This window comes from Scytonema millei VB511283, from assembly GCF_000817735.3.
In the GTDB taxonomy this organism is placed as follows: Bacteria; Cyanobacteriota; Cyanobacteriia; order Cyanobacteriales; family Chroococcidiopsidaceae; genus Chroococcidiopsis; species Chroococcidiopsis millei_B.
In genome coordinates, this window is record NZ_JTJC03000001.1 from 1,315,647 (window position 1) to 1,339,619 (window position 23,973).

General features: G+C 45.7%; 20 protein-coding genes and 1 pseudogene. 7 read left to right on the top strand and 14 right to left on the bottom strand.

Features of this window, described 5'->3' with window-relative positions; genetic code table 11:
- Positions 1-142: 142 nt before the first annotated feature.
- The 3 genes from QH73_RS05935 to QH73_RS05945 form a co-directional block, all read right to left on the bottom strand.
- On the bottom strand, positions 143-1,432 hold the full coding sequence (locus tag QH73_RS05935) for a hypothetical protein (protein ID WP_039715600.1): 1,290 nt from the start codon (positions 1,430-1,432) through the stop codon (positions 143-145).
- Positions 1,433-2,000: 568 nt separating this feature from the next.
- A complete protein-coding gene (locus QH73_RS05940; protein WP_039715601.1) occupies positions 2,001-2,390 on the bottom strand; it encodes a nuclear transport factor 2 family protein in 390 nt (129 codons plus the stop codon).
- Positions 2,391-2,491: 101 nt separating this feature from the next.
- Positions 2,492-3,511 carry an aldo/keto reductase gene (locus tag QH73_RS05945; protein WP_039715602.1) on the bottom strand — a complete coding sequence of 340 codons (1,020 nt, stop codon included), beginning with the start codon at positions 3,509-3,511 and terminating at the stop codon, positions 2,492-2,494.
- 155 nt (positions 3,512-3,666) lie between these two features.
- On the opposite strand from QH73_RS05945, the gene QH73_RS05950 reads away from it, so the two are divergent.
- Together QH73_RS05950 and QH73_RS05955 are read left to right on the top strand one after the other, a co-directional pair.
- On the top strand, positions 3,667-3,963 hold the full coding sequence (locus QH73_RS05950) for a 2-phosphosulfolactate phosphatase (protein WP_374189010.1): 297 nt from the start codon (positions 3,667-3,669) through the stop codon (positions 3,961-3,963).
- Between the two features lie 24 nt (positions 3,964-3,987).
- The gene (locus QH73_RS05955; RefSeq protein ID WP_039715603.1) at positions 3,988-4,455 is read left to right on the top strand and encodes a nucleoside 2-deoxyribosyltransferase; all 468 of its coding nucleotides are present in this window, start codon (positions 3,988-3,990) and stop codon (positions 4,453-4,455) included.
- Between the two features lie 74 nt (positions 4,456-4,529).
- On the opposite strand, the pseudogene QH73_RS05960 reads toward QH73_RS05955, so the two are convergent.
- Positions 4,530-4,961, bottom strand: a pseudogene (locus tag QH73_RS05960) (IS5 family transposase); the annotation flags it as partial.
- 244 nt (positions 4,962-5,205) lie between these two features.
- On the bottom strand, positions 5,206-5,589 hold the full coding sequence (locus QH73_RS05965; protein WP_236146890.1) for a cupin domain-containing protein: 384 nt from the start codon (positions 5,587-5,589) through the stop codon (positions 5,206-5,208).
- Positions 5,590-5,824: 235 nt separating this feature from the next.
- On the opposite strand from QH73_RS05965, the gene QH73_RS05970 reads away from it, so the two are divergent.
- Genes QH73_RS05970 through QH73_RS05985 form a run of 4 tightly spaced genes read left to right on the top strand, consistent with a single transcriptional unit; the run spans position 5,825 to position 9,571 of the window.
- Positions 5,825-6,208 (top strand): hypothetical protein, encoded by a 384-nt coding sequence (locus QH73_RS05970; RefSeq protein ID WP_039717457.1) that lies wholly within the window; start codon positions 5,825-5,827, stop codon positions 6,206-6,208.
- A gap of 50 nt (positions 6,209-6,258) precedes the next feature.
- Entirely contained in the window at positions 6,259-7,311 is a 1,053-nt protein-coding gene (locus QH73_RS05975) for a DMT family transporter (RefSeq protein ID WP_039715604.1), read from the top strand.
- A 48-nt stretch (positions 7,312-7,359) separates the two neighbouring features.
- Entirely contained in the window at positions 7,360-8,115 is a 756-nt protein-coding gene (locus tag QH73_RS05980; RefSeq protein ID WP_039715605.1) for a DUF4079 domain-containing protein, read from the top strand.
- Between the two features lie 16 nt (positions 8,116-8,131).
- Positions 8,132-9,571, top strand: coding sequence for a sensor histidine kinase (locus QH73_RS05985; RefSeq protein ID WP_052290041.1), 1,440 nt, complete (start codon positions 8,132-8,134; stop codon positions 9,569-9,571).
- A gap of 40 nt (positions 9,572-9,611) precedes the next feature.
- Here QH73_RS05985 and QH73_RS05990 read toward each other — a convergent pair whose 3' ends face one another.
- Positions 9,612-11,168, bottom strand: a complete 1,557-nt coding sequence (locus QH73_RS05990) for a GMC oxidoreductase (protein ID WP_039715606.1) — start codon at positions 11,166-11,168, stop codon at positions 9,612-9,614.
- 38 nt (positions 11,169-11,206) lie between these two features.
- Entirely contained in the window at positions 11,207-12,598 is a 1,392-nt protein-coding gene (locus QH73_RS05995; RefSeq protein ID WP_039715607.1) for a glycoside hydrolase 100 family protein, read from the bottom strand.
- A 308-nt stretch (positions 12,599-12,906) separates the two neighbouring features.
- On the opposite strand from QH73_RS05995, the gene QH73_RS29120 reads away from it, so the two are divergent.
- Positions 12,907-14,553, top strand: a complete 1,647-nt coding sequence (locus QH73_RS29120) for an ATP-binding protein (RefSeq protein WP_039715608.1) — start codon at positions 12,907-12,909, stop codon at positions 14,551-14,553.
- Here QH73_RS29120 and QH73_RS06005 read toward each other — a convergent pair.
- The 7 genes from QH73_RS06005 to QH73_RS06035 form a co-directional block, all read right to left on the bottom strand.
- Entirely contained in the window at positions 14,535-15,209 is a 675-nt protein-coding gene (locus QH73_RS06005; RefSeq protein WP_039715609.1) for a response regulator transcription factor, read from the bottom strand. The genes QH73_RS29120 and QH73_RS06005 overlap by 19 nt on opposite strands.
- A 334-nt stretch (positions 15,210-15,543) precedes the next feature.
- Positions 15,544-15,900, bottom strand: a complete 357-nt coding sequence (locus QH73_RS06010) for a DUF1622 domain-containing protein (protein ID WP_039715610.1) — start codon at positions 15,898-15,900, stop codon at positions 15,544-15,546.
- Positions 15,901-15,936: 36 nt separating this feature from the next.
- The gene (locus tag QH73_RS06015; protein ID WP_039717459.1) at positions 15,937-18,696 is read right to left on the bottom strand and encodes an MGH1-like glycoside hydrolase domain-containing protein; all 2,760 of its coding nucleotides are present in this window, start codon (positions 18,694-18,696) and stop codon (positions 15,937-15,939) included.
- A gap of 227 nt (positions 18,697-18,923) precedes the next feature.
- Positions 18,924-20,030, bottom strand: coding sequence for a VOC family protein (locus tag QH73_RS06020; RefSeq protein WP_039715611.1), 1,107 nt, complete (start codon positions 20,028-20,030; stop codon positions 18,924-18,926).
- Positions 20,027-20,881, bottom strand: coding sequence for a hypothetical protein (locus QH73_RS06025; RefSeq protein WP_039715612.1), 855 nt, complete (start codon positions 20,879-20,881; stop codon positions 20,027-20,029). The genes QH73_RS06020 and QH73_RS06025 overlap by 4 nt, the downstream gene beginning before the upstream one ends.
- 83 nt (positions 20,882-20,964) lie before the next feature.
- Entirely contained in the window at positions 20,965-22,542 is a 1,578-nt protein-coding gene (locus tag QH73_RS06030; protein WP_039715613.1) for a GMC oxidoreductase, read from the bottom strand.
- 24 nt (positions 22,543-22,566) lie between these two features.
- Entirely contained in the window at positions 22,567-23,883 is a 1,317-nt protein-coding gene (locus tag QH73_RS06035; RefSeq protein ID WP_039715614.1) for a 2Fe-2S iron-sulfur cluster-binding protein, read from the bottom strand.
- Positions 23,884-23,973 lie beyond the last annotated feature (90 nt).

The following is a 23,973-nucleotide window of genomic DNA, read 5'->3' on the forward strand; positions in this document are numbered from 1 at the left end:
GTATTCAATACTACCTTGAATAGTGTTGTTGTAAACACCTTCTCCTCAATTCTTCCACATCGATTATTATTTTATGATAGAATTTTATTGCGAAACAATGTTTATCCATAAATTGATAGCTATAGATGGCATGAAATCGGAGCTAGGGAGAGCCAGATAAACGACGTTGCCAATCAGCATCGATTTGTGCCGAATTTTGGCTTTCTTGTTCTAATAAATCGCTATCAGTCGAGTAGACTACATCGTCTTTAGTAATCGTTGATTGAGTGGCAAACTGATTTGCATAAGCAATTTTTTGCTGTAAGACTACATCGGAGCTAGCTAGCAGATTTGCTCTTGCTTGCCGTTTCTGATTGCGATCGCTGATTTTGCGATTGCGCCTCTGCACCCAAAAATATCTTACCAGAGGTAGAAGCAAAAAGCCTACTCCATATGCTATGAGCAACCAATAAACTCCCTGCACGAAGGCAACCAGTCCCCCGAGCTGAGCCGCAGCTAACCCATCTGCTAGTAAATTACCCAATACTAGTAACCCAACAAAATTCAGTACGCCCAAGCCAATACCGAGCATAATTTGCCCAGAGCTAGCCGCACTGAAACGATAGGATAACTCTTGCAAAAATGCTGGCACACGTCGTGATTGTTGCTGCGTGGCACTAACTTGCAACTCTGGAAAATGGTAAACGAGATGCCCTTCTGGACTAACAACTGGTTGACCGTTAAAACGGGTTAGCACGGGCAGCATATAATCCTCGTACTCCTGGGCATATCCCTCGCCCAAGTCGTCAAGGTAGGGAGCGATTTGTTCTGCCGTTACCGCACCTCGATTGTTACGGATTGTAGCGGCAATCAGCGAGAAGCGTTTATCTTCTAGATCGATATTGGGATTACCATCACCAAAGAGAAACGAGAATATCGCCTCTAAAAAATTCAAATTGCTGGTTTCCCTTCTCCGCTGTCGATAGCGGGTGTCGTAATCTGGATAGAATACCCAAAACCAATCGGGACCGATCCAAAAGTAAGGCATGTAGAACCCACCACCGCCGCGATCGCCGCGATCGTCTCCATCCCGATTTGTAGCTGTAACAATAATCGCGATCGTGAGAAACACTAGCACGATTGAAACGAGCAAAACAATACCAAAAGAAATCCGAATCAGGTAAAACAGTACCTTCCAAATTTTTTGCCACCATTCTTGCAAGCGCAACCGCCAGTATTTGTTGCGTAAAACTCCCCGCAAATTCTGCGGAAACTGGTAGGCGATCTCACCTGAGTTAGCTACCTGCATGTGTCCGCCGACATCACTAGCTAGAGCAAGTAACCCTTGTTGCGCTTGACCGACATCTAACCCGATCTGAGCTGCTACGTCTCCTACCGTGACGCGATATCCTAATTGTTCCACAGCTTGCACGATCGCGGGATTGGGAATCATACACTACCCTCGATTGCCATTTCTTCCTTCTCCCAGTATAGAGTTCTATTTAGGGTTGAGGAGCAATTACCAAGTCGCAAGTTGCTATGCTCGCAGTCGTAATGAATTCCGAATTCCGAGTTCTCCCCGTGCGCCACTTATTGCAAATGGCTAATGACTAGTCACTATTAATTTGTATAAAGAACTAAAAGAAACGAAACACCTATTTGACGATCGGATTTATTCAATCGATCTAATCTTACCCAGGTATTTCGTTTCTCAAACTACTTTCCATTTGAGGTATATAAACAATCTAAACCAACAATAACTCTGCGTCCAGACTTGAATTCCAGTTAACCTAAATCTTTATAAAAAATTTACTATATCAGGGAACTCTTATTTACGGTTGGAAATTGCAACATGGAAATATTTATTGAGCGATCGCCGCGCTCGCAATATTTGACATCAAGCTCGTAAGATCGGGGATTTTGCTGATAGTTACTTATTAAACTTGGTATGAATTATTGCATTCTACACTGAAAAACGTGTTTCGTTCGTTTGCTAAGCGCTGGGATAAATACCTTAAACTCTATCTAACTAAAGGACTACCATGATGGTGTATTAAATACCACTTACCAGCCATCTTCTCGAAGATATTTGTGGCGATTGATTCAGCCTTTATGGTTTTGTTACTGCTAGCTTGTAGTACGCGCTCGACTAACACGATATAAGCCGTCGTATCGCGAACTTCTGTATGAATAATTTCGATTTCAATTTCTAAATATTTAGTATTTTTGAAAATGACTTCCCAAGAGTCGCGAATTTGCTTCCAACCGCGCAAGGCATTACGCCCAGGGTGAATGCAGTGGCTAGCAGTTCCCTGCGACCAAACTTGACTCATAGCTTCTAGATTTTTCTTCTCAAAAGCCCGGTAAAAATTTTCATTGACTGCCAAAATCTCAGCTTGTACGTCTGTCATTGCTTTACTCCTCTGCTCCTGTACGGGGCGGATTTATCTCAAATTTCTGTCAGTCACGAAGTATATCGGTGAACCCGCCCCTACAACTCCCCACTCCCTAATTAACGTCGGTACTCGTCGCCGCAATCACCGATTAACCGCAACAGATCGCGCGATCGCGCCAATACAGTTTCAATTTGACCCGTATCGTCTGCATCTAAAGTAAGTGCAAACACCTTAGCATTATCTGCGACGTGTTCCGAGATCCCTAACCGCGTGCCAACGATCGCCCCTGCTACTGTCGGGCGATCGAGAATGTATCTGACTGCAACGTTAGCAATACTAACATCGTGCTTAGCCGCTATTTGTTTTAACACGGCTAAAAGCTCTTGAAACAGACTCCAGCCACCCCATGCATCTACCATGTTTTTATATTTGCGTAGGGAAGCTGTGTTTAACGCCGCGCCTCGCGGTTCTGGTTGTTCTAAGTATTTTTCTGACAGCAATCCGCCGCAAAGCGTACCGTAAGCTAAAAGTTGAATATCATGCTCTTGACAAAACGGAATCATCTTCATTAAGGGGCGGCGATCGACCAATGAAAATTGTACTTGGTTGGAAACAATCTTAATGCCTGCTTCTGAGATGATTTTTAACCGTTCCGTATCGAAATTCGTGAGTGCTAAGTGCTTAATTTTCCCTTCTTGCTGGAGTTCTGCTAGATAAGTAAGAGCATCTATGTAGTTTTTATCTCTGTATTCCCACCAGTGGAATTGGAGCAAGTCCAGCGATTCTACTCCCATCCGACTTAGGGAGCGATCGATATTTTGCTCGACGACTCGCCGCGTCATCTTTGCTGGTCTGGGAACCCATTTGGTAAATGCTTGTAGATTAGAAAGTGCCTCTTTACCCCGCGTGGCGATCGCTTGACGGCGAAACTCACCGATAAAGTCTTCAGCAGGTCCGTAGTGGTCTGCTAAGTCCCAAGTGGTGAAACCAGCATCCATATAATCGAACATAGTGGCGATCGCTTGTTTTGGCTGGATTGCTCCATGCGTCCCCGATACTTGCCACATGCCATTGAGGACGCGGCAGATATTTAAGTCTGGAGTAAGTTGCCACCGACTAGATTCTGGTAATTTCATCTTGCTACACGACTGTCCTATCTCACAAGGTAGCAGGAGTTGGTCATTTGTCATTGGTGAGTGGCTGGTGACTAGTGGCTAGAATCTTGTCTATTCACTAGCCACTAGCCACTAGTCACTCTCTACTGATAACTGATAACGGTACGAAAATTGCTGTGATTCCAGCTGGGGAAAGGTGGGAAGATGGAAGTTTACGCCCCTGTTTAGAAGATGCGATCGGTGCTGGTGCGATTCTCAACTATTTGCAAGGCAATCCCTCCCCAGAAGCAAAAGCAGCTATGGTAATATTTCAAACGTTTCGCGCCGATCTCGCGTCAGCCTTGAGCCAATGTAGTTCGGGAAAAGAGTTAATTTCTAGAGGATTTAGTTGCGATCTCGAACTGGCAACAGCTTTAAATGTGAGTGACTGTATTCCAATATGTCGCGATCGCCCTTATATTCGGCATATGTGACATAAATTGCGAGTCGAGGCAGACGTGAAGCGCAAGATCGTTTATCTAGCTAGTCCCTATGGATTTTCGCAGCAGCAAAAGACGCTGCTTTTACCTCCTATTATTCAAGCTTTAGAGACATTGGGGCTAGAAGTTTGGGAACCGTTTGCCCGTAACAATCAAATCGATTTTTCTCAGGCTGATTGGGCGTATCGCGTAGCGCAGGCAGATTTGCAGGATGTGAAAAACTGCGATGGCATTTTTGCAGTTGTCAACGGCACGCCACCAGATGAAGGAGTCATGGTAGAGTTGGGAATGGCGATCGCTCTGAATAAAGCAATTTTCTTATTCCGAGACGACTTCCGGCGCTGTAGCGATAACGAACAGTATCCCTTGAATCTCATGCTTTTTGCTGGCTTACCGGAAATTGGCTGGGAAAATTATTACTACACCTCGGTAGACGAAATCCAATCGCAGGATAAAGCGTTGTGCAAATGGCGATCGCGAATGTAGATGACTGCCGTAGCACGTAGAAATTCGTGGAGCGCACAGTAGGGGCGCACAGCTGTGCGCCCCTACGACCGTGATACATTGTGGCGCTTGCGCCCCTTCACCTTCTTGCCACCATCCAAGCCGTAGACTTCTCCCTTTTTTCCATCGTCTTGACTGCTACTCGAATCAGCTATTGCGACAGTGGAATCCTCGGCTCAACCTAACTGCTTACGCAACTTGTGCCGAACCGCATCATGCATTCTCTGCCACACACCCTTGCGCTGCCATTTCTTGAAATAGCCATATACAGTAGAGTACGGCGGCAAATCATGGGGCATCATCTCCCACTGACACCCTGTGCGTTGAACGTAGAAAATGCCGTTGAGAATTTCTCGAAAGTCTACTTTGACTGGATGCCCAAATCCTTTCGCTTGGGGCAGCAGTGGTTTAATTTCCCACTCAGCATTACTCAAATCACTGGGGTAGGGTTTGCGATGAGGATGCGCAACATCGGGCAGACGAGTCATTGTGGTTGTTACTGAAGCAATAGACAGTTCTAGCCTAAATTCCAGCCGCCACCGCACTCTCAGCTCTTCAGCTTCTCTTCACAAATCAGCTCTTATGGTCAGGCGAATGGTAGCTTAAGTTTTTGTTTACAAATCAGCTCTCATACCGAATCGCACTCAGTTGTGAGTGCGATCGCCCTATGGAGAATTCATTCTAGGAGGGAAAAAAGTTTGTCGATTTGGGAATCACAAGGCGCTGGCGAAATCAAGGAGATGCAGTGAGGACTTTGAGACTTGGGGCAGAATAGATGGAGAGAAACACTGCATCTTCCAATCCCTCATTGATTGCTCCGTGAACTTGCGATGGTTCAGCGATATCAATCTGACCAGCGGAAATAATTTTCTTCTGCCCGTCGCCAAGATAATATGTCAATTCTCCCCTGACTACGATCCAGGTATCTTGCCCGTCAGGGTGAGTGTGTGCAGACACTTGTTGTCCAGGACGTACACCCCAGACGGCAATGCTTGAGTGTTGCGTAATAGCTATTTCTGTAACAACTGCTTTTTCTTCGGAAAAGCGAACCGATTTTTCAACATCAAATATGCGTTGGGTGGAGAAAGGTAAAGTATCGGTCATCATCATCTCCATATATGGTTTGCTTGAGCTATGCAGGAACTTATTAGCCTACAGCAATTGAACAATCTTCTGAGTCTTATAGATAAGATTATAGCCACGAATTTAAAAAAGAATTACTAGCTAATTCTCACGTTTTTCTTAGAAAAAACTCATAAATCTATCAGCCACAACTCAGGAAAGTGATGGATGCTGGAAATATTGAATTGAACAAATTTTGTTTATTCTCAAATTCTTAGGAGTGAATCTAGTGAAACTCACGTCTGTCTTAGCAGGCTTTGCTTTAGTCGGGTTAGTCACGGTTGTAGATGCGCCACTTAGAGTTATCAATCCTCGGTTGGGTCAAGCATCTGCTCAAGAGATGCAAATGAAAGGTCCGACTAGCATTCCCATTCAAAAGAAAATTGAATTAATTACCGCGCACAAGGGACAACTGGGTGGTGGTGACGAACTGCGGCGCTATTTCTTTGGCGACCTGCTACCAGTATCAGTGCAACCTGGTGGTGCGGGTATGGTTGTCCTCCTTTACAACAAAGCCAATGATTATACTTTTGCTTATTGTGCAACTTACGATGTGGTCGTGGCGCTGAAAAAAGGTAAAGTCATGAAATTTGAACCTAGCGAAGTGAAGTAATTCACGTTGAACTTCGAGCGTGACGATCGCTCTTTCTTGGCAAAGGTGGCATGAGTATATTAACTCGATTCATGCTGAGAATTCCTGGGCAGCTTTATTTGTGGCTGGCAATCTCGATCTTTGGAGCTGCTAATTCCGTAACGCGGAAGCTCGCCCAACTCGGTACTCAGCATTTTATCAATGGTCGCAACCCGATCTCGCTTTGCAATGTTTTGTTTGTAGGAAATCTCTGTGCCTTACTAGTGCTAGCGATCGTCTATCAGCGACAGTTACGCCCTACGGCATGGCAGCGAATTTCTCGCCAGGAATGGTTGGGTGCGATCGCAGTGGCAATTTTAGCTGGGGCGATCGCACCCAGTTTAATTTTTCAAGCACTAGCATTAACAACAGTCAATAATGTTGTTCTGGTAGGGCGATTAGAGACTTCCCTAGCGCTGATTCTTTCCATTTGGTTATTACAAGAGCGAGTCAATCTTTGGGAAATTTGCGGCGCGTTTGTTTCATTTATGGGTGTGATTGTCACAATTTTTCTAACATCATCTGGGCAAGGCATACATATCATGACAGATTTCTTCCACGTAGGAATGGGTGAAATCTTAATAGTTACTGCTGCTTTAGTGCTGGCATCTGCCACGATTATTAGTAAGCTGAGACTGTCTCGCGTTCCTTTAGGAATCTATAATATTTTGCGTACAGCTCTAGGAACGGTAATTTTCTTTTTTGCTGCCTTACTACTCTACAGCAAACATCATTTTATGGATGCATTCTCTCCCTTTTTATGGCAGTGGATGTTAGTTTATGGCTCGATTGTTGTCGTTGTCGGTCAGTCTTTCTGGACTACAGGCTTAAGAGCTACTTCAGTATCCGAAGCTTCATTAGTTGGCTCCTTTACCCCAATTGCCGGAATTCTATCTGCTTATCTGATTTTGGACGAAGTGCCAACTCTGGCACAATATATTGGTGGCAGTATTATTTTGATTGGCGTTTTTCTCAGTCAAATTGGTATTTGGCGCAAAGCATCAATTCAGTTTGCCACTTCACAAATCGGTACGACTAGCAAACTACAAGAAGTTGAAAGTCGGATGGGATTTAAGGGGATTTAAGCAGAAAGCGTGACAGTTTTAAAACTATCAGTTTCCTAGAGGTTTTATATGGTCGATCTTAATGACGCGCTCGGACTCTTGCATCCAGCGATCGCAGTTATCTTTGTTTTTCCATTCATTGGGATCGTCTCTTATTTCGCTTGGCAGACACGACAGCGAAGATTACAAATCATGGCAGGCAAAAGCAACATTCCACCTACCACCGGACTAAATCACAATCGTTTTGGTAAGGTATTAGCTGGAGCAGTTGTAGGACTTGCCCTGCTAGGAATGGCTCATCCAATATTTGCTAATATTACCACTAACCAAATCTGGAGCAAAGAACCTCTTAAAGTTGTCTTCATTGTTCTAATATTTGCTGCTACTATTGCCTCTTTAGTTTTTCTTTATCGAGCAAAACCGCGACTTTGGCGCGGGATTTTTGCTACCTTAACAGGTACTGGATTAGTTGTTTTGGGTTCTCAGGATGGGGTGTTTCGCCGCGAGTATGAATGGTATGTCTCTCATTACTACATTGGACTGGCAGCAGCAATGCTGATGATTTTCTCTCTAGCAATTCTGCCAGACATCTACCAAGACCGCTCGAATCGCTGGCGAATTGTCCATGCAGTTTTGAATTCTATCGCCCTTTTACTATTTGTGGGACAAGGGCTAACTGGGACGCGGGACTTGCTAGAAATTCCTCTGGGCTGGCAGAAACATTACATCGAGCAATGCGACTTCGCCGCTCGGATCTGTCCGAGTAAAACTTCACAAAGCCAGGTAGAGAAAGAACTAGGGGTAGTGCAAGCGTTGCGCTTGTGAGGAGCAGAATAGAATTATGCAGAGGGAAGCAGGGGGAGGGAGAATATTTCCTCAAGTATGGCGACTCGATCCGTTTTCGCTGCGATCGCGTTTAACGATTGGCATTGCCACTGTTTCCTCGGTAGGGTTGGGTAGCATTGCGCTCTGGACAGGGTGGCAAATGCAGCGCATCTTAATTAACAGTCACAAACAGGGAATCGAATACATTGCCGGACGCTTACCCCACGATGTAGAACTCTACAGTGAAATGATGCCAGTAGAAACTGGATTGAGCAAGGCAATTAATAACCTGACGACTGCCGATACGCTTTTATGGGTGAAGCATTCAAATGGGAAAATTACAGCTAAGTCTGGTAATCTCAAAACTCAGAGCGATCGGGGTACGGCTGCTGCCTTAATGTCCCTGACACAAATGCCATCTCAAGCCCAAGTTTCCGAAGTCAACGGACGCTTCTTCGTGTTACGTGGTAGTCCTTTGCAGGTGCGGGAAAAAGCAATTGGTCAATTGTTCGTGGCAAGAGACATTTCTGGCGATCGGCAGATGTTTTTGGCAATGGTGTGGAATTTGGGCATCGTTAGTCTAGGAGTGCTGCTAACAGTGACAGTGGCGATCGCTTTTTACTTGAGGCGATCGCTCCAACCTCTGCGCCAACTGAATCTAATGACTCAGTTAATTTCAGCTGAAGATTTAGGACAAGCGCGATTGAATCTCGAACGCGCTCCTAGCGAAGTGAAAGAACTGGCGCAAACTTTCAATATGTTATTATCTCGCCTCTCTCAAGCTTGGGAGCGAGAACGGGAATTTGTCAGTAACGTTTCCCATGAGTTACGCACGCCACTGACGATCGTACATGGATACTTGCAAAGCGTCTTGCGACGACAGCATAACCTGACAGAAACTCAGCAAGAAGCTTTAGAAACTGCTGCATCTGAGGCAGAGCGTACCATCCACCTTTTACAAGATTTACTCGATTTAGCCAGGGCAGATAGTGGTTATTTGCAGTTTCGGCTCGATTCTTTTGTCCTCAATGACTTAGTAGCGGAAGTTGTCGGGATGGCGCGTCAGTACAGCGATCGCGCGATCGCAATTGAGACAGAAACTCATCCGATTGTCGTCAAAGCAGACTACGATCGCCTCAAACAAGTGTTGCTTAATTTGATTGATAATGCAATTAAATACTCCGAGTCAGATACATCAATTCAAGTCAAACTAGACGGCAACCCAACAGCAGCAACCATTCAAATCTGCGATCGCGGTTATGGCATTCCCTTACAACACCAATCTCGCATCTTCGAGCGATTTTACCGCGTCGATGAAGCTCGAACTCGCGGCACTGGGGGTTCTGGTTTAGGGTTGTCGATTGTCAAAACTCTAGTCGAGGGAATGGGTGGTAGCGTGACGTTGCGCTCGAAATTAGGTGAAGGTAGCGTATTTACAATTAGCTTACCTGTATAGCTGCCTGCAAAGAGACAAAATTAGCTGTAGCAGAATTAGCCTATACCAATTTCAACAAGCGATCGCCCACTCGTAGAGCATTAGCAATAATCGTTAATGTCGGATTGACTGCGGCACTGGAAGGGAAAAAGCTACCATCGACGACATAGAGATTCTGAATGTCGTGAGTGCGGCAATTGAGATCTAATACAGAGGTTGTCGGATCTTCGCCAAAGCGACAAGTGCCGCATTGATGCCCTACTGCTTGTAGCGGGATCGAGTTGCGGGGGTAAAGACTGAAGGGAATGACGTGTTCTGCTCGATCGACTTGCTTGAGAACAGTCGCCCAACGTTGAATCAATCGGCTAGCCGCTTCAATATTATTGGGTTTGTACTCCAGGTAAAGGCGATCGCCTTCTATTCGCACTCGGTTGTGAGGATCGGGTAAATCTTCAGTCTGCAACCACCAACCCACACTGCGATCGGCGATCGCTTTCAGTTCTGCTCCAGGTCGAAGTTTGAGCAAGGGGGCGAGTAAAGCAGGAGCTTCCGCAGGTAGCATATCTGCAAGCACGTTGCCCGTGTTTTGCACCAACCCCATTGGATAAGGAAAGCTCGGCTCCCCCCAATAGAAATCGCTGATGCAAATAGTTTTTTGATAAATGGCGGGATTGAGCTTGGTACTCAGTTGTACCATTGCCGTACAATTGTGCTTCATCAGGTTTCGCCCTACCTGACCGGAACTATTTGCTAGCCCGTGAGGATGGCGATCGTTTTGCGATCGCAACAATAATGCGGCTGAATTAATCGCCCCGCAAGCAACTACAACAACATTGCCCGTGAAAAATTGAGGCTCCCCGTTTATTTCCGCTTCGATCCGAGTAATTTCTCGACCAGAGGAACTGGTATGCAGGCGCGTGACTTTGGCTGCTGTGAGTAAGGTGACGTTAGTACGTTTGCGGGTTGGCTGGATGCAGTTAACTTCGGCATCTGCTTTGCCGTCGGTCAAGCAGGGAAACCCATCGCACGTATTGCAGCGAATACAGTTACCCAAGCTTCGATCCACTTCATTAAGTTTCAGTCCCAAGGGCAAATTAAACGGATGCAACCCAACCTGCGCGAGCAAATTAGCGAGTTCTTGCATCCGAGGTTCGTGGCGTACCGCAGTGTAGGGATAAGGCAGACTTCGCGGTGGCTCAGTCGGGTCGCCAGTCTGCCCATGCACGTCGTACAATTCTTCGGCGCGATTGTAATAGGGTTCAAAGTCGAGGTATTTCAGCGCCCACTCTGGTGAAATACCATCTTTGTGTTCGACCCGCTCAAAGTCTCGTTCTCGCAACCGCAGTAAAGCAGCGCCGTAAACTTTAGTATTGCCTCCCACCCAGTAGCCTGTTGCGGGACGAAAGGATTTACCGTTTGTGTCATACCAGCGTTCTTGAGTGTGATATCGCTCTCGTTGATAAACTTCTAGAGCACTCCAGTTCTCTTTCTCTTTGGGTAAAAACGTGCCTTGCTCTAAAATTAAAATCTTTTTACCACTGGGAGCGAGACAATACGCCAAGGTACCGCCACCTGCTCCCGTTCCAATGATGATGATGTCGTAGTGTTGTGCGGTCATGAATGAGTTCCTCTAGCTAAAAACTAGGAAGTCAATGGTTAGAAGACGCAAGAAGACACATCTGGGTCTTCATCAAAACTAATCAGGGCGAGGTAATCGGGGTTTTCTAGAAGTGTTTTGGCAACTAGAAAAGCGGCGATCGTCCAAGTCTGGTATTTCCTCGCTTCTTTGCCAATTAGTTTTCCAGTCTTGCCATCGTAGTATTCGCACCAGCGATCGCTTGATAAGCGTTTCTCCGCAATTTCCAAGGCGTTTCGTGCCAAGTCTGGTCTACCCGTCTTCAAAGCTGCCGCTGTCAAAAGCCAGAGTAAAACGGGCCAATTACCGCCATTATGGTAAGACCAGGGAATATTTTTGGGATCGCAGCCAGTGACAATCTGCCAATCTCGACCTTCTACGGCTGGAAAGCAAATTTTCATCGGCATGTGTCCGATTAGATCCTGCCAGCGTTGCTCGATTAAGTTGACGATCGCCTGAGATTGTTGGGCAGTTGCCAGCGAGGCGATCGCTGACATCAAATTGCCGAGTCCGAAAAAGCGAAAATCAATCTGTCCTGGTCCTAGATTTCCGGCAAAATAGCCGCTAGTATCGGTCAGCCATTCGACGAGCCACGCAGGGATAGTATCTGGATAGACATTGAATCGATTCATTGCCATGTCACCAAACTCTTCGCCTTTGTAGCGATAGATTTCGTTCAAACGTTGCAGATCGATCCAGTAATATTTCCGCACGTGATAGGTTAGGTGACTTAAGCGAGTCTCGACAGCCTGAAGATAGGTATTGCCGGAACCGATTGGTAGCAGCAGTTCTCGCGCCGTCCGCAAGGCAGCATAGAACAATGCCTGAATTTCCAGCGGATGACCGTAGACTCCCAGACGGCGATCGATCGCAAACGAGCCATCCGGGACTAACAGCGTCGGAAACATGTCAAACCGAGCTTCCAAGCAAAGCTGTAAAATCAACTGAATTCCCCGCTGAAAGTCATCTCGGCAAGCAAGTGCCGTGTCTCCCGTCGCTTTGACATATGCCCGTAGCAGAATCAGCCACCAGAAGCAGGAATCGATCGGGGCAACTCTGGCGATCGCCTGTTCGCCATAATCAGCCACCAAATACTCGGTTTCAGCTTCAACTTCTACCTTAAAACTAGCAGGATGCAATCCCTGTCCTGGTTGAAAGCAATCCAATCGCCGTTCGCGGCTTTGAAGCCCCAACACTTCCACCAAGAAGTTGCGGACAATATCGGGCTTCCCCTGCATCAGAAATAGCAGACCAGCGGGGACAAAATCACGCACAAAACACTGGTCGTAATTAAGTGCCTCTGCGTCAGGGTCGCGAGCAGCTACAGTACCGATAGGTTGCCCGCGATAATAGAGAATCGCATCTTCAAGGGCTGTTTGAGCTTCTTCTATTAATGTACGGTCTGCAAGCATACAGTTTCAATAAATTTGACATGAGAATCTAGTGCTATTTTGATGAAATTTTGCTCGCTACACCACCGAACGGCGAGCGACGCTTCTTGCGTAAACAGTGTATTGATTGTCACTCTTAAACTATGTCGAAAGATGATGAAACGTTAATGAATTCCGAGTAAAAAGCTGATGTGTGCCTGAAAAATAGCTGAGGAGTTTCTCATCAAACTCTCACGCAGCAGTAGTTTGTGTTGTTTGCAAGAGCGGCTTTCACGGCAAGAGAGTATACTTTTATTCATCGAGATTCGAGTAGTTAAGGATAAGCGATCGTGCAGCCTGGAGCAGAACAGGATGGAGTTAGCGTAGCTTCTGAATATCAAAATCAGCGCGTTCTAGAGGTGTTATCCTCACTCAGTTATCGGACTGGCGAACTGAGTGGCTACCTGCAAGAAATTGCCCAAGGCGTAAGCGAACTCATCCGACTCGATTGGTCTACAATTACTCTCTGTCGGGATGGATTCGAGCGAGTTATAGCCAGTACCATTGACATAGGTGAAGCAGCGGAGCGAGTTTATTCTCTCCACGGCACTCTGACGGGTACGGTAATTGCCACAGGTGTTTCTTTAGTCGTTGAAGATACTCAGACTTGTACGGACTATGGAGAAGCTCCAGCAGGCTACCAGGCATATTTGGGCGTTCCCCTACGCACGCCTGTAGGAGAAGTCATTGGCACGATTTGCTCCTTTCAACGACAGCCGCGCCATTTCAGTGCCGCAGAAATTAGGCTAGCAGAAATTTTTGCCGAACGAGCGGCAACGGCGATCGACAATTACCAAATGTACCAGCAACAGCAGCAGATGAACCAGCAGTTGCAAGTAGAAATCGAGGAGCGCCGAGCCACCGAAAAGATGTTAAGAGAAAGCGAAGAACGGCTGCGCCAGATTGCCGAAAATATGCATCAGGTACTCTGGATGTACTCTCACGATCGCCAACCCATCTATATTAGTCCTGCTTTTGAGCAAATCTGGCAGCGATCGTGTGAAAGTTGGTATGCTAATCCCCAGATCTGGCAAGATACAATTCATCCTGAAGATCGCCAACGAGTCGATGCCGCTTTCCAGCAAACAATGGAATTTAGCGAAGAGTATCGGATCGTTCGCCCCGATGGATCTGTGCGAATTATTTTTGACCAAGCATTTCCAATTTGGGATGCCGCAGGGCAAATTTATCGTTTGGCTGGAATTGCCGAAGATATCACGGAACGCAAGCAAGCTCAACAGGAAATGGTGAAGGCGATCGCATCTTTAGCAGAAGTGGGCGAGTTAGCAGCAACGATCGTTCACGAGTTACGCAATCCCTTGACTACAGTATTAATGGGACTGAATGCCTTTAAGCGGATAGATTTACCACCAACCGCCAAAGAACGCTTAGATTTATCGCTGGATGAAGCCGAACGAATCCGAAACCTGTTAAACGAGATTTTGCTGTATGCCAAGCCCCAGGTACTTCAATTTGCCCAATTGGAGCTGAATAGTTTCATTGCCGGAATTTTACCATCGCTGCGAACTATGCCCTCAGCCATGCGGCGGCGGATTGAATTTTTCCCAACACCAACCCCGATCGAGGTTTTAGCCGATGCCAATAAACTGAAGCAGGTATTTATCAATTTGGTAGACAATGCCTGTGAAGCCGTGAAAGACGATGAAGTAATTTCTTGGCAAGTGGAATTAGAAGAGACTGCCAAGCGAGTCAAGATTTACATTTGCAATGGTGGCGATTGCATTCCTCCGGAGATCTTACCAAAACTAACAAAACCGTTCTACACCACAAAGCTTTCTGGTACGGGATTGGGTTTATCGATTGTCAAGCGGATTGTCGAGGCTCATGGGGGAGAATTTGCGATCGCTTCTTCTACAGCAGAAGGCACGATCGTCAGCGTCCAATTACCTGTAATAGATTACTCTCGCAATACATAACCTACACCCCGCACGGTATGGAGCAAACGCTTTTCGTTGTTTTCTTCCAGTTTCAGGCGCAGGTAGCGAATATAAACTTCAATTACATTGGAATCGCCGACAAAGTCATAACCCCAAACTTTTTCTAAAATTTGGTCTCTGGTAAATACTTGACGCGGGTGGCTCAGCAGGTATTCTAGTAGATCGAATTCTTTCACAGTTAGTTCGATCGCCCGCTGACCGCGCAATACTTCACGGGTACGGCGATTTAAGCTCAAATCCTCAAATTGCATTAAATCTAAATCTGGTTCGCTATTCCGGCGTAGATGGGCGCGAATTCTGGCGAGTAATTCCTCAATACTGAAGGGTTTAACTACGTAATCATCAGCACCCGCATCCAAACCAGTGACGCGATCGCCCACTTCATCTCTTGCTGTCAACAAAATTACGGGAATCTTGTTGCCAGTAGCACGCAGGCGACGGCACAGTTCCACTCCTGTCAACCCTGGTAGCATCCAATCTAGAATTGCCAGATCGAATGATGACTCTCGCGCCAATGTCAATCCCGCCATGCCATCATGCGCTACGCTGACGCGATAGCCTTCGCTGCTCAGTTCTAGTTCCAAAAACCGAGCCAGCTTGATTTCATCTTCAACCAGGAGAATATGTGCTGTCACGGTCTTACTCCCGATCGGTTATATTTTGTTGCTGATGAGAAGCCACTAGCATCGGTTTCTCCCAATTCATCCATATTGCCACGTAAGCCAATCCGAGCCGAAAAAGCTCAAGTGAGGTGAAATTTTAGTGCAGAGATGTCACTTTTTACTATTCTAATTTTGCCTACTTTCCTAAGGAAATTTTCTCCGAAATGCATGACAATAGCACATATCTATACAGAACTTATCAATTAGTATTTGAAAATTCATTTTTGCAGAGTGTTTTTCTGCGAATTGAATGCGACTTGAATCAAATTTAGCCATCAATAGTAGGCAGTTATAGGAAATATCATAGTTATTTGAACTGAACGTAATTTCGCGTCGCTGCTTTGTCGATTTCCATTTGCAGGAAAAAGTTTAAGACTGTCCGCAAAACGACTATAGCGCCCAATTGACCGATCTCCGTCCAAGTAGGTGCGATCGCGGTACGGAGAATATCTGCTGCTAGTTCAAATTCCAGTGCTAGCGACAGCCATCTGCCAAATCGCAAGCGGATCTCTTCTTTGACTGCATCGGGCAATCGCCGCCGCACGAAAAACAATACAAAAGCTTTAAAAGTGGCCTCTACTGCAGCAAAACCAATTATTAAACCAGCACCAGCTTCTACACCAACTGCTAAATTGGCAGTTAATTGCTTGAATAGGTCTTCCATTTTACCTACTCCTAATTTCTGGAAAAACTATTGCTTTTAATGCGATCGCTGTAGCAGTTTTTGCGATGATGCTTTGTCTTGTCTTTCATACTCGCCGTATTGCTGAATTAGCTTTGCCACTAAACCCGTCCATCCAGTTTGATGACTAGCACCAATTCCCGCGCCGTTATCGCCGTGGAAGTATTCGTAGAACAAAATCAAATCTTGCCAATCAGGATCGGTTTGAAACTTTTGAGTTCCGCCATGAACGGGGCGATCGCCGGATGAGTTTTTCAGAAAAATCCGCATTAACCTTTGAGATAATTCAGTTGCAACTTCCCACAACGTCATCATTTGACCGGAACCTGTAGGGCATTCAACTTGAAAATCGTCTCCCAAATAATGATGAAATTTTTGTAGAGATTCAATCAGTAGAAAATTTACTGGAAACCAAACGGGACCGCGCCAATTAGAATTACCACCAAACAAACCGCTACTAGATTCTGCGGGTTCGTAATCGACGCGAAATTGAGTACCGTTGACATTAAAAACATAAGGATATTCGGCATGGTAGCGGGAAATTCCTCGAATCCCATAATCTCCGAAAAATTCAGTTTCATCCAGCATTTTTTGTAAAATTCGCTGCAACTTATCGCGGTAGACAATAGCCAGCAATCTTCGCTCTCCTACTCCCTCGCTTTTCATACAAGCAATATTTTGAGTGAGATCGGGGCGATTTTGAATAAACCATTCCACTCGCTTTTTAAAGCCTGGAAGTTGTTGTAGTGTTTCTGGTTCAATCGTTTCTACCGCAAATAACGGAATTAAGCCCACAAGCGATCGCACTTTTAAGCTAATCTGCTGCTCGTTAGGTAAATGCAGGACATCATAATAAAATCCATCTGCCTCATCCCAGAGAGATGCTTCCATTTCGCCAATGTGGTTCATGGCATCAGCGATATAGAGAAAATGCTCGAAGAATTTAGTCGCAATGTCTTCGTAAACGGGATTGGTTTTTGCTAACTCTAGGGCGATCGTTAGCATATTCAAGCAATACATCCCCATCCAGCTTGTACCGTCAGATTGATCGATGTGTCCCCCCGTTGGCAGCACGGCACTGCGATCGAATACGCCAATATTGTCTAAACCGAGAAATCCCCCTTGAAAGACATTTTTACCCTCTACATCTTTACGATTTACCCACCAAGTAAAATTCAGCAATAATTTCTGAAATACCCGCTCTAAGAAGACGCGATCGCTGCGTCCGTAAATTTTTTGTTCGATCTTGTAAACGCGCCAAGTTGCCCAAGCATGAACGGGTGGATTCACATCTCCAAATGCCCATTCATAAGCCGGAATTTGCCCGTTTGGATGCATGTACCATTCCCGCGTCATCACATCTAATTGATATTTGGCAAAATCTGGGTCGATTGTTGCTAGAGGAATGGCATGAAAGGCAAGATCCCAAGCGGCAAACCAAGGATATTCCCACTTATCAGGCATGGAGAGAATATCATCGCTGTAAAGGTGAAACCATTCGTGATTTCTAGCTGTTTTGCGATCGCTTGGTGGCTCAGGTGCAGCCGGATCGCCCTTGAGCCAATCTTCGACAACATAGTGGTAGTATTGCTTGCTCCAAAGCATTCCGGCAAAAGCCTGTCGTTGCACGTTACGCATATCCTCGCCCAGTGTAAAGGGAGTTATGCGCTGATAAAATTCATCGGCTTCTCGCTGGCGGCTGGAAAGGGTAGTATCGAATGTATCGAATGGAGATCCCCCCAACCCCCCTTGGTAAGGGGGGCTTTGAGATCCCCCCAACCCCCCTTGAGAAGGGAGGCAAGGAGATATATCGCTGAGTCGCAATTTAATGATTTGAGTTTCGCCTGCACCGACATTTAATAAATAATGAGCCGCAGCTTTAGTACCAAAAGATTCTGGGTTTACTGCCTCCTTTCGACCCTGTACGATGTAGTCGTTAATGCCATCTTTTACATAAGCAGAAGCATTAGGGAAATTAAATAACCGTGCGGTATTCGTTTCATTTTCTGTAAATAAGAGTTCTGTTTCCCCTTGACAATACAGATATCTTGTCCCTAACGTGGGATGAAAAGCACTAATAACACTCAAATCATGACCAGATTCAATTTTTTGCAGAATCGGCTTGCTCTCATCTGTAGTCCAAGACCAAGTATTGCGAAACCAGAGTGTCGGTAATATATGTAGCGTTTTCGCTTCTGCCCCCCTGTTTATTACCTGAATTTGAATCAGAATATCTTCAGCAGAATACTTTGCATATTCGACGAATACATCAAAGTAACGATTTTCATCAAATATACCTGTATCTATCAGTTCAAACTCCGGCTCTCTACGATTTCTGCGTTTATTTTCTTCCACTAATTGAGTGTAGGGAAATGCTTGATGTGGATATTTATAGAGTGCTTTCATGTAGGAATGAGTTGGAGTATTGTCAAGATAAAAGTAATATTCTTTGACATCTTCCCCGTGATTGCCTTCACTACCTGTGAGACCAAAAAGCCTTTCTTTGAGAATCGGATCTTCACCATTCCAAAGGGCGATCGCAAAACACAATCTTTGATGGTTGTCGGAAATGCCAGCAATGCCATCTTCACCCCAACGGTAAGCACGAGAACGCGCTTGGTCGTGGGTAAAGTAGTCCCAGGCAGTACCATAAGAGCTATAGTCTTCGCGGACTGTACTCCATTGGCGATCGCTCAAGTACGGTCCCCACCTGCGCCAGTGAGCTTTGTGCGTCAGGGCTGCTTCTAACCTGATTTCTTCCTGGGTTAAGGTTGTCATCATAAGTCTCCTGGCTCTGAAATAAACTTCTATTATTCTGAAATGATGAGTTGTAGAAGCGCGATCGCCCTAAATACAAGCTAAGCAAAAACTCTGAATTCCTGCTGAGATGAAAATTAAAGCTAGCTAAGAATTGTTGACATAAATGCGATCGGCTGCCGCTTTAGGATCGTCCATCGTCAATTGAAATCGTTGAGCTAGAAAATCGAGCAGCCTTGCTGTAGCTATTACTTCTCCACCAGCCGCATGACATGACCATCGGGATCTCTGACCAAAAAGCCCTTTTTAAATCCCAACTTCTGCCCAGGTATCGCCACGACGCTAGGAGAAACAAACGTAGCCCGATCGCGTTGCAATTTCTGAGCAACTGCTGCTGCATCTTTCACCACAAGCGTAGTCTGCCAATGCAGCAAATCGTTGGGACGAGCATCCGTTGGCAAAGGTCGCCCATCTCTGGGGGTGAGGTACTCTAGAAACTCAATTCCAGGGGAAGCAAGGCGCGATCGCAAACCACTAATATGCAACCTTGCCCCAAATACGTTGTTGAGATGCTCTTGTTCTGTGCCGTAATTTTCGCTTTCTCCCGCTAGTCTCATGCCTAGAAGATCGCGGTAGAATTTCAGGCTAGCTGCGGTATTAGAAACAACGATCGCGGTGTGGTCAATACCCAAAAATAATTGGTTTGTTGGCTTTTGCCATTTTGGATCGCCTTTACCTGGAGGAAAATAAATCGTTTCCAGGTAATGACCATCTGGATCGCGGAAATAAAAGGCACGAATCCCTGCTGCTGCTTTGTTCCAGTCGGGAATGCGTTGCGGGGCTGTGGAGGCGTGTTGTACCTTGAACTTGCGTAAGTGCTGGTAGGCTTTATCCATATCGTTAACTGCGATCGCAATGTGTTGAAACCAGCGATCGTTACTACGCGAATCAACTGGAAATGGCTTGCCCTTGGGGGTGAGGTACTCAGTTAGCTCGATGAATTCGCTACCCAACCGCATCCTAACCACGCGCATCCGCACGCCAAACAATCCTTGCAATTGTTCGTATTGGGTTCCCAAAACTTCCACATCAGAAACTTTCTGGAAGGAAAGCACTTGAGAATAGAAATCAATGGAACGATCCATGTCTGCAACGGTCATTCCCACCGATTCTACAGCAGTGACGGCTGGCTGAGCTGACTGAGTTATAGATGTTGCAGCTGGCTGGTTACGTGGCTGCGGGTATACTTGATTGTGGGTGGTTGCGAAGGTCGCTTCGCGAACCGCCTGTGGCATCGCGACAAATGTACCAACTGCCAACAGGACTCTGGCGGTCTGGGTTAGTTTCCTAGTCATACAAGTAATGCTTTCGATGCCTTCACAGCAGAATACAGAAACGCTCTAACTTGCTCCTCTTGCGCCCCATCCGAATCTGTTGTTAATTGAGAGGCAGTCAGAACCGCTCCTACCCAGTGCTGAGTCTGCCAGAAACCTCCTCCAGCTAGTTTAGGTAGGCTAGTTGTATCGGGATAGGGATAGGGGGATACATACCAGTAAGGTTCGTCGTAGCTGCGATCTCCAGGTGACATCCCCACGCCTACAGTGATTGGCTCGCCGTTCTTTTTGCCTGGAATTGAAATTAACGTCGCCATGTCGAAGTGATGGGACCAAGTGTGAATTGGGGAAGCATCTTCAGTTTCAGCTACGATTTCTTGCAAAAGTTGATGAGTATTAGCGTAGTAATTTGCTAGTTCCTGCCGTCCTGCTACTTCACTGGTATTGAAAGTAGCACCGTGGGCGATCGCATGGTCGGGAAAATCATCGGGTGGATAGGAAAGAAACGCAATTTTTTCAGCATCAGCACCAAGTTGAGAAATCTGTTTTTTGTGCCAGTTCATTCCCTCTACTAAAGTTTTTCCTTCCAAAGGAGACGTTGCAATAGTCTCACCATGCTTATCTAAAATAATTGATATTAAACTAACTGGGTCGAGTGCAACTTGAAACGATCTTATTGCATGAATAACTGCACCAACAAATACTTTTAGATCTGATTTCCATGTCAAACTCGTATGACTATAATCCTGTAGAGGTTCCGCTAGAGCAGAGCCAGTAGCAGCAATAAACTGAATTGCATAGTGTAATCTGAGTCGGCTTTCAGTTAGCGATCGAGGCTGAATTTTGCCTGTTAAATGCCATAAATTATTCATAATAAATTGCCACAAGAAAGATGTTTTCTTTGGTTGGTCAAGAGTATTATCAATTTTTCTTCTGCCCCTCTGCCCCTCTGCTCTTATCCCATCCGCTCGCTCAAATGTTCTCCCACTCGCAAAGCATTAGCAATAATCGTCAGTGTTGGGTTTACGGCTCCACTGGAACAGAAGAAACTACCATCAACAACGTAGAGATTATCTATATCGTGGGTGCGACAATTGAGATCCAATACTGAAGTTTTAGGCTCTTCCCCAAAACGGCAAGTCCCCACCTGATGCCCTACACCATCTAAAGGTAATTTACCCGTAAAATAAGTTTTGCCCCCTTTGACGAAATAGGAACAGTTAGGCAAGATTTCTTGACCGCATTCAATTGATTTGAGAATATCAATCCAACGCTTTTCTAGGCGATCGTAGGATTCGGAATTATTTTCGGTGTAGTCGAGGATAATTTTGTCTCCATCCACCCGAATGCGATTATTAAGATCGGGCAAATCTTCAGTTGTCAGCCACCAATCAATCGAATGGCTGGCAACTTGCTCAGGAGTTAGGGGAGCGTAAGCTTCTGGATTGCCTTCTAGCGCCTCTTTGCTAACTTTACCCAAAGTTTGAATCTGTCCCATCGGGTATTCGTAACCTTCCTCACCCCAGTAGAAATCGTTGATTGACAGAGTTTTTTGAAAATTAGTTGGGTTAGGTTTTTTGGAAACGCCAATAATCGAACCCAAGACGTGCTTCATAAAATTGCGCCCCACCAAGTCAGAGCTATTGGCTAAACCGTTGGGATGTTTATCATTGGCAGATTTGAGCAGCAGTACGGATGAGTTAATCGCGCCACAGGCGATCGCCACAATATCCCCAGAAAATCTTTGAATTTGCGCTTGCCCAGATTCGGGATCGCGTATCTCTACCTCTACGCTAGAAATTGCTCGTCCCGATGCACTCGTATGCAATTTCAGCACCTTTGCTTCCGTCAGCAGTGTAACGTTATCTTGCGCGATCGCAGGACGCACGGCACTCACCTCAGCATCAGATTTAGCCTGAACCAGACAGGGAAAACCATCGCAAGTATTGCAACGGATACAAGCACTCAAGTAGCGCTGGGCTTCATTTAAATGGATGCCTACCGGAGTATGGTAGGGGTGCAAACCTCTGCCTTTGAGGATATCTGAGACTTCTTGAATTCTGGGTTCGTGGCTGACAGCAGGATAGGGAAATTCTTGAGAGCGAAAAGGTTCCGTCGAGTCTTCGCCACTCTTACCATGCACTTGATAGAGTTTTTCTGCCTCGACATAATAAGGTTCAAAGTCTTTGTACTTCAGCGCCCATTCTGGCGAAATGCCGTCTCTGTGCTGGAATTTTTCAAAATCTTTTTCGCGTAACCGAAATAGAGCCGCACCATAAACTTTTGTATTGCCACCCACAAAATAACTCATGCCTGGGTGCAATTCGTTACCGTTTTTGTCATACCAAACTTCAGAATTGTGGTAGCGATCGCTATTAAAAACCGTTTTAGTATCCCAATTCGCTTTCTCCCTCGGCAGAAATGGTCCCCGCTCCAGAATTAGGATTTTCTTACCACTAGCAGCCAGTTTATAAGCTAGCGTACCGCCACCCGCCCCCGTACCGATAATAATAATGTCGTAATGGTTAGTCATAATTACGTCAGCCTCGCATTTTTATCAAAGATCGAGAACAACTCTTGCCGTTTTCGGTTTAGAAATGCAGATCAGTACCGCACCCTCATCAATCTCTGCGGTTGGTGGTTCCTGGTAAGTCACTTCGCCAGCTTGGATGTTGCACTGACAAGTGCCGCAGATACCTGCACGACAACTATAGGCAGGATCGAGATCGTTAGCTTCGGCAAACTCCAGAATCGTTCCTTCACCCTCGTGCCAAGTGAGGGTTTTGCCCGATTTTGCAAAGATAATTTCTGCTGCTGCAACTTCCTCATCTCCACTTACAACAGAAAGTTGTCTCTCGGATGTAGCTTTCATTGGTTTACCGAAAGACTCAAACAAGATGCTACTGCTAGCTACTCCCGATTCTTTGAGTCCTGCCATAATCGACTCCATAAAAGGCGGAGAACCGCAGAGAAAATATTCTGCCTCTTGCTGGACTAAGCTTCTAACCAGAGCCGCATCAACATAACCGATACTGTGATAGTTTCCTTCGTCTTCCACTCGCAGACGGCTGTAGCAAAAATGGACGTGTAGATTGGGATTCTGCTGTGCGATCGCCAGTACTTCATCTCGAAAGGCATGAAATCGACCATCTCGCGCCCCATGCAAAAACCAAATCTGTCGGTTGGGATTGAGGCGGCTACAAGCTTTTACCATACTAAGCATGGGAGTAATTCCCACCCCATTGCTAATGAGTACGGCTGGTAAAGACTGATTGACATCAAGAACAAAGTTACCTCTAGGTGGCTTAGCAGAAATTACCGCTCCTTCATGGATGCGATCGTGCATAAAGTTAGAGGCAATTCCTGGTTGTACTTCTAACCCTTGAGGCGCTGGTTCCCGTTTAATTGAAAGACGATAGTATTCGCAAGGTTCAGGGAAATCTGAGAGCGAGTAAGTCCGAATAACAGGTTTAGCTTGCCCAGGAATATCTAGTTTAATTGTTAAAAACTGCCCTGGTTGAAAGCTAGGAATTTCACTGTTATCCTCTGGTTTGAGATAGAAAGAGGTGATTTCTTCGCTTTCTTTGACCTTGCGAACGACCACAAAATTGCGCCAGTCTTGCCAAGTTTTGCTAGTAGCTGTTGACCGAGCAGTAGATTCTTGTATACTTACCTTTCTCCCAGTAACTAAGCCCACCAAAGCACCGCAACCAGTTCCCAGCAATGAAGCATACACGCCCAATTTAGCTTTATCTTTGACATTGACTAGACCTACGACTGCACCAGAAACAATCGTCGCGATCGCAAAAGCAGCACTTGCTCCTGTTACACTCCTGAGTATAGGATTCTCAATTTGTCTAAGACTTGCAAGCATTTGTTCTCTCCTATTAGTGATTAATCATTAGTCATTAGTCATTTGTGACGAGTAGATATTGATAACTGATAACTGTTCACTGTTCACTGT

Coding starts and splice junctions, on each gene's coding strand:
- QH73_RS06020 (WP_039715611.1), bottom strand. CDS start 20,030: ATGACTAGGAAACTAACCCAGACCGCCAGAGTCCTGTTGGCAGTTGGT.
- QH73_RS05945 (WP_039715602.1), bottom strand. CDS start 3,511: ATGAAATTACCAGAATCTAGTCGGTGGCAACTTACTCCAGACTTAAAT.
- QH73_RS05940 (WP_039715601.1), bottom strand. CDS start 2,390: ATGACAGACGTACAAGCTGAGATTTTGGCAGTCAATGAAAATTTTTAC.
- QH73_RS06015 (WP_039717459.1), bottom strand. CDS start 18,696: ATGACAACCTTAACCCAGGAAGAAATCAGGTTAGAAGCAGCCCTGACG.
- QH73_RS05965 (WP_236146890.1), bottom strand. CDS start 5,589: ATGGAGATGATGATGACCGATACTTTACCTTTCTCCACCCAACGCATA.
- QH73_RS05975 (WP_039715604.1), top strand. CDS start 6,259: ATGAGTATATTAACTCGATTCATGCTGAGAATTCCTGGGCAGCTTTAT.
- QH73_RS05995 (WP_039715607.1), bottom strand. CDS start 12,598: ATGCTTGCAGACCGTACATTAATAGAAGAAGCTCAAACAGCCCTTGAA.
- QH73_RS06010 (WP_039715610.1), bottom strand. CDS start 15,900: ATGGAAGACCTATTCAAGCAATTAACTGCCAATTTAGCAGTTGGTGTA.
- QH73_RS06025 (WP_039715612.1), bottom strand. CDS start 20,881: ATGAATAATTTATGGCATTTAACAGGCAAAATTCAGCCTCGATCGCTA.
- QH73_RS06030 (WP_039715613.1), bottom strand. CDS start 22,542: ATGACTAACCATTACGACATTATTATTATCGGTACGGGGGCGGGTGGC.
- QH73_RS05980 (WP_039715605.1), top strand. CDS start 7,360: ATGGTCGATCTTAATGACGCGCTCGGACTCTTGCATCCAGCGATCGCA.
- QH73_RS05935 (WP_039715600.1), bottom strand. CDS start 1,432: ATGATTCCCAATCCCGCGATCGTGCAAGCTGTGGAACAATTAGGATAT.
- QH73_RS06035 (WP_039715614.1), bottom strand. CDS start 23,883: ATGCTTGCAAGTCTTAGACAAATTGAGAATCCTATACTCAGGAGTGTA.
- QH73_RS05990 (WP_039715606.1), bottom strand. CDS start 11,168: ATGACCGCACAACACTACGACATCATCATCATTGGAACGGGAGCAGGT.
- QH73_RS05985 (WP_052290041.1), top strand. CDS start 8,132: ATGCAGAGGGAAGCAGGGGGAGGGAGAATATTTCCTCAAGTATGGCGA.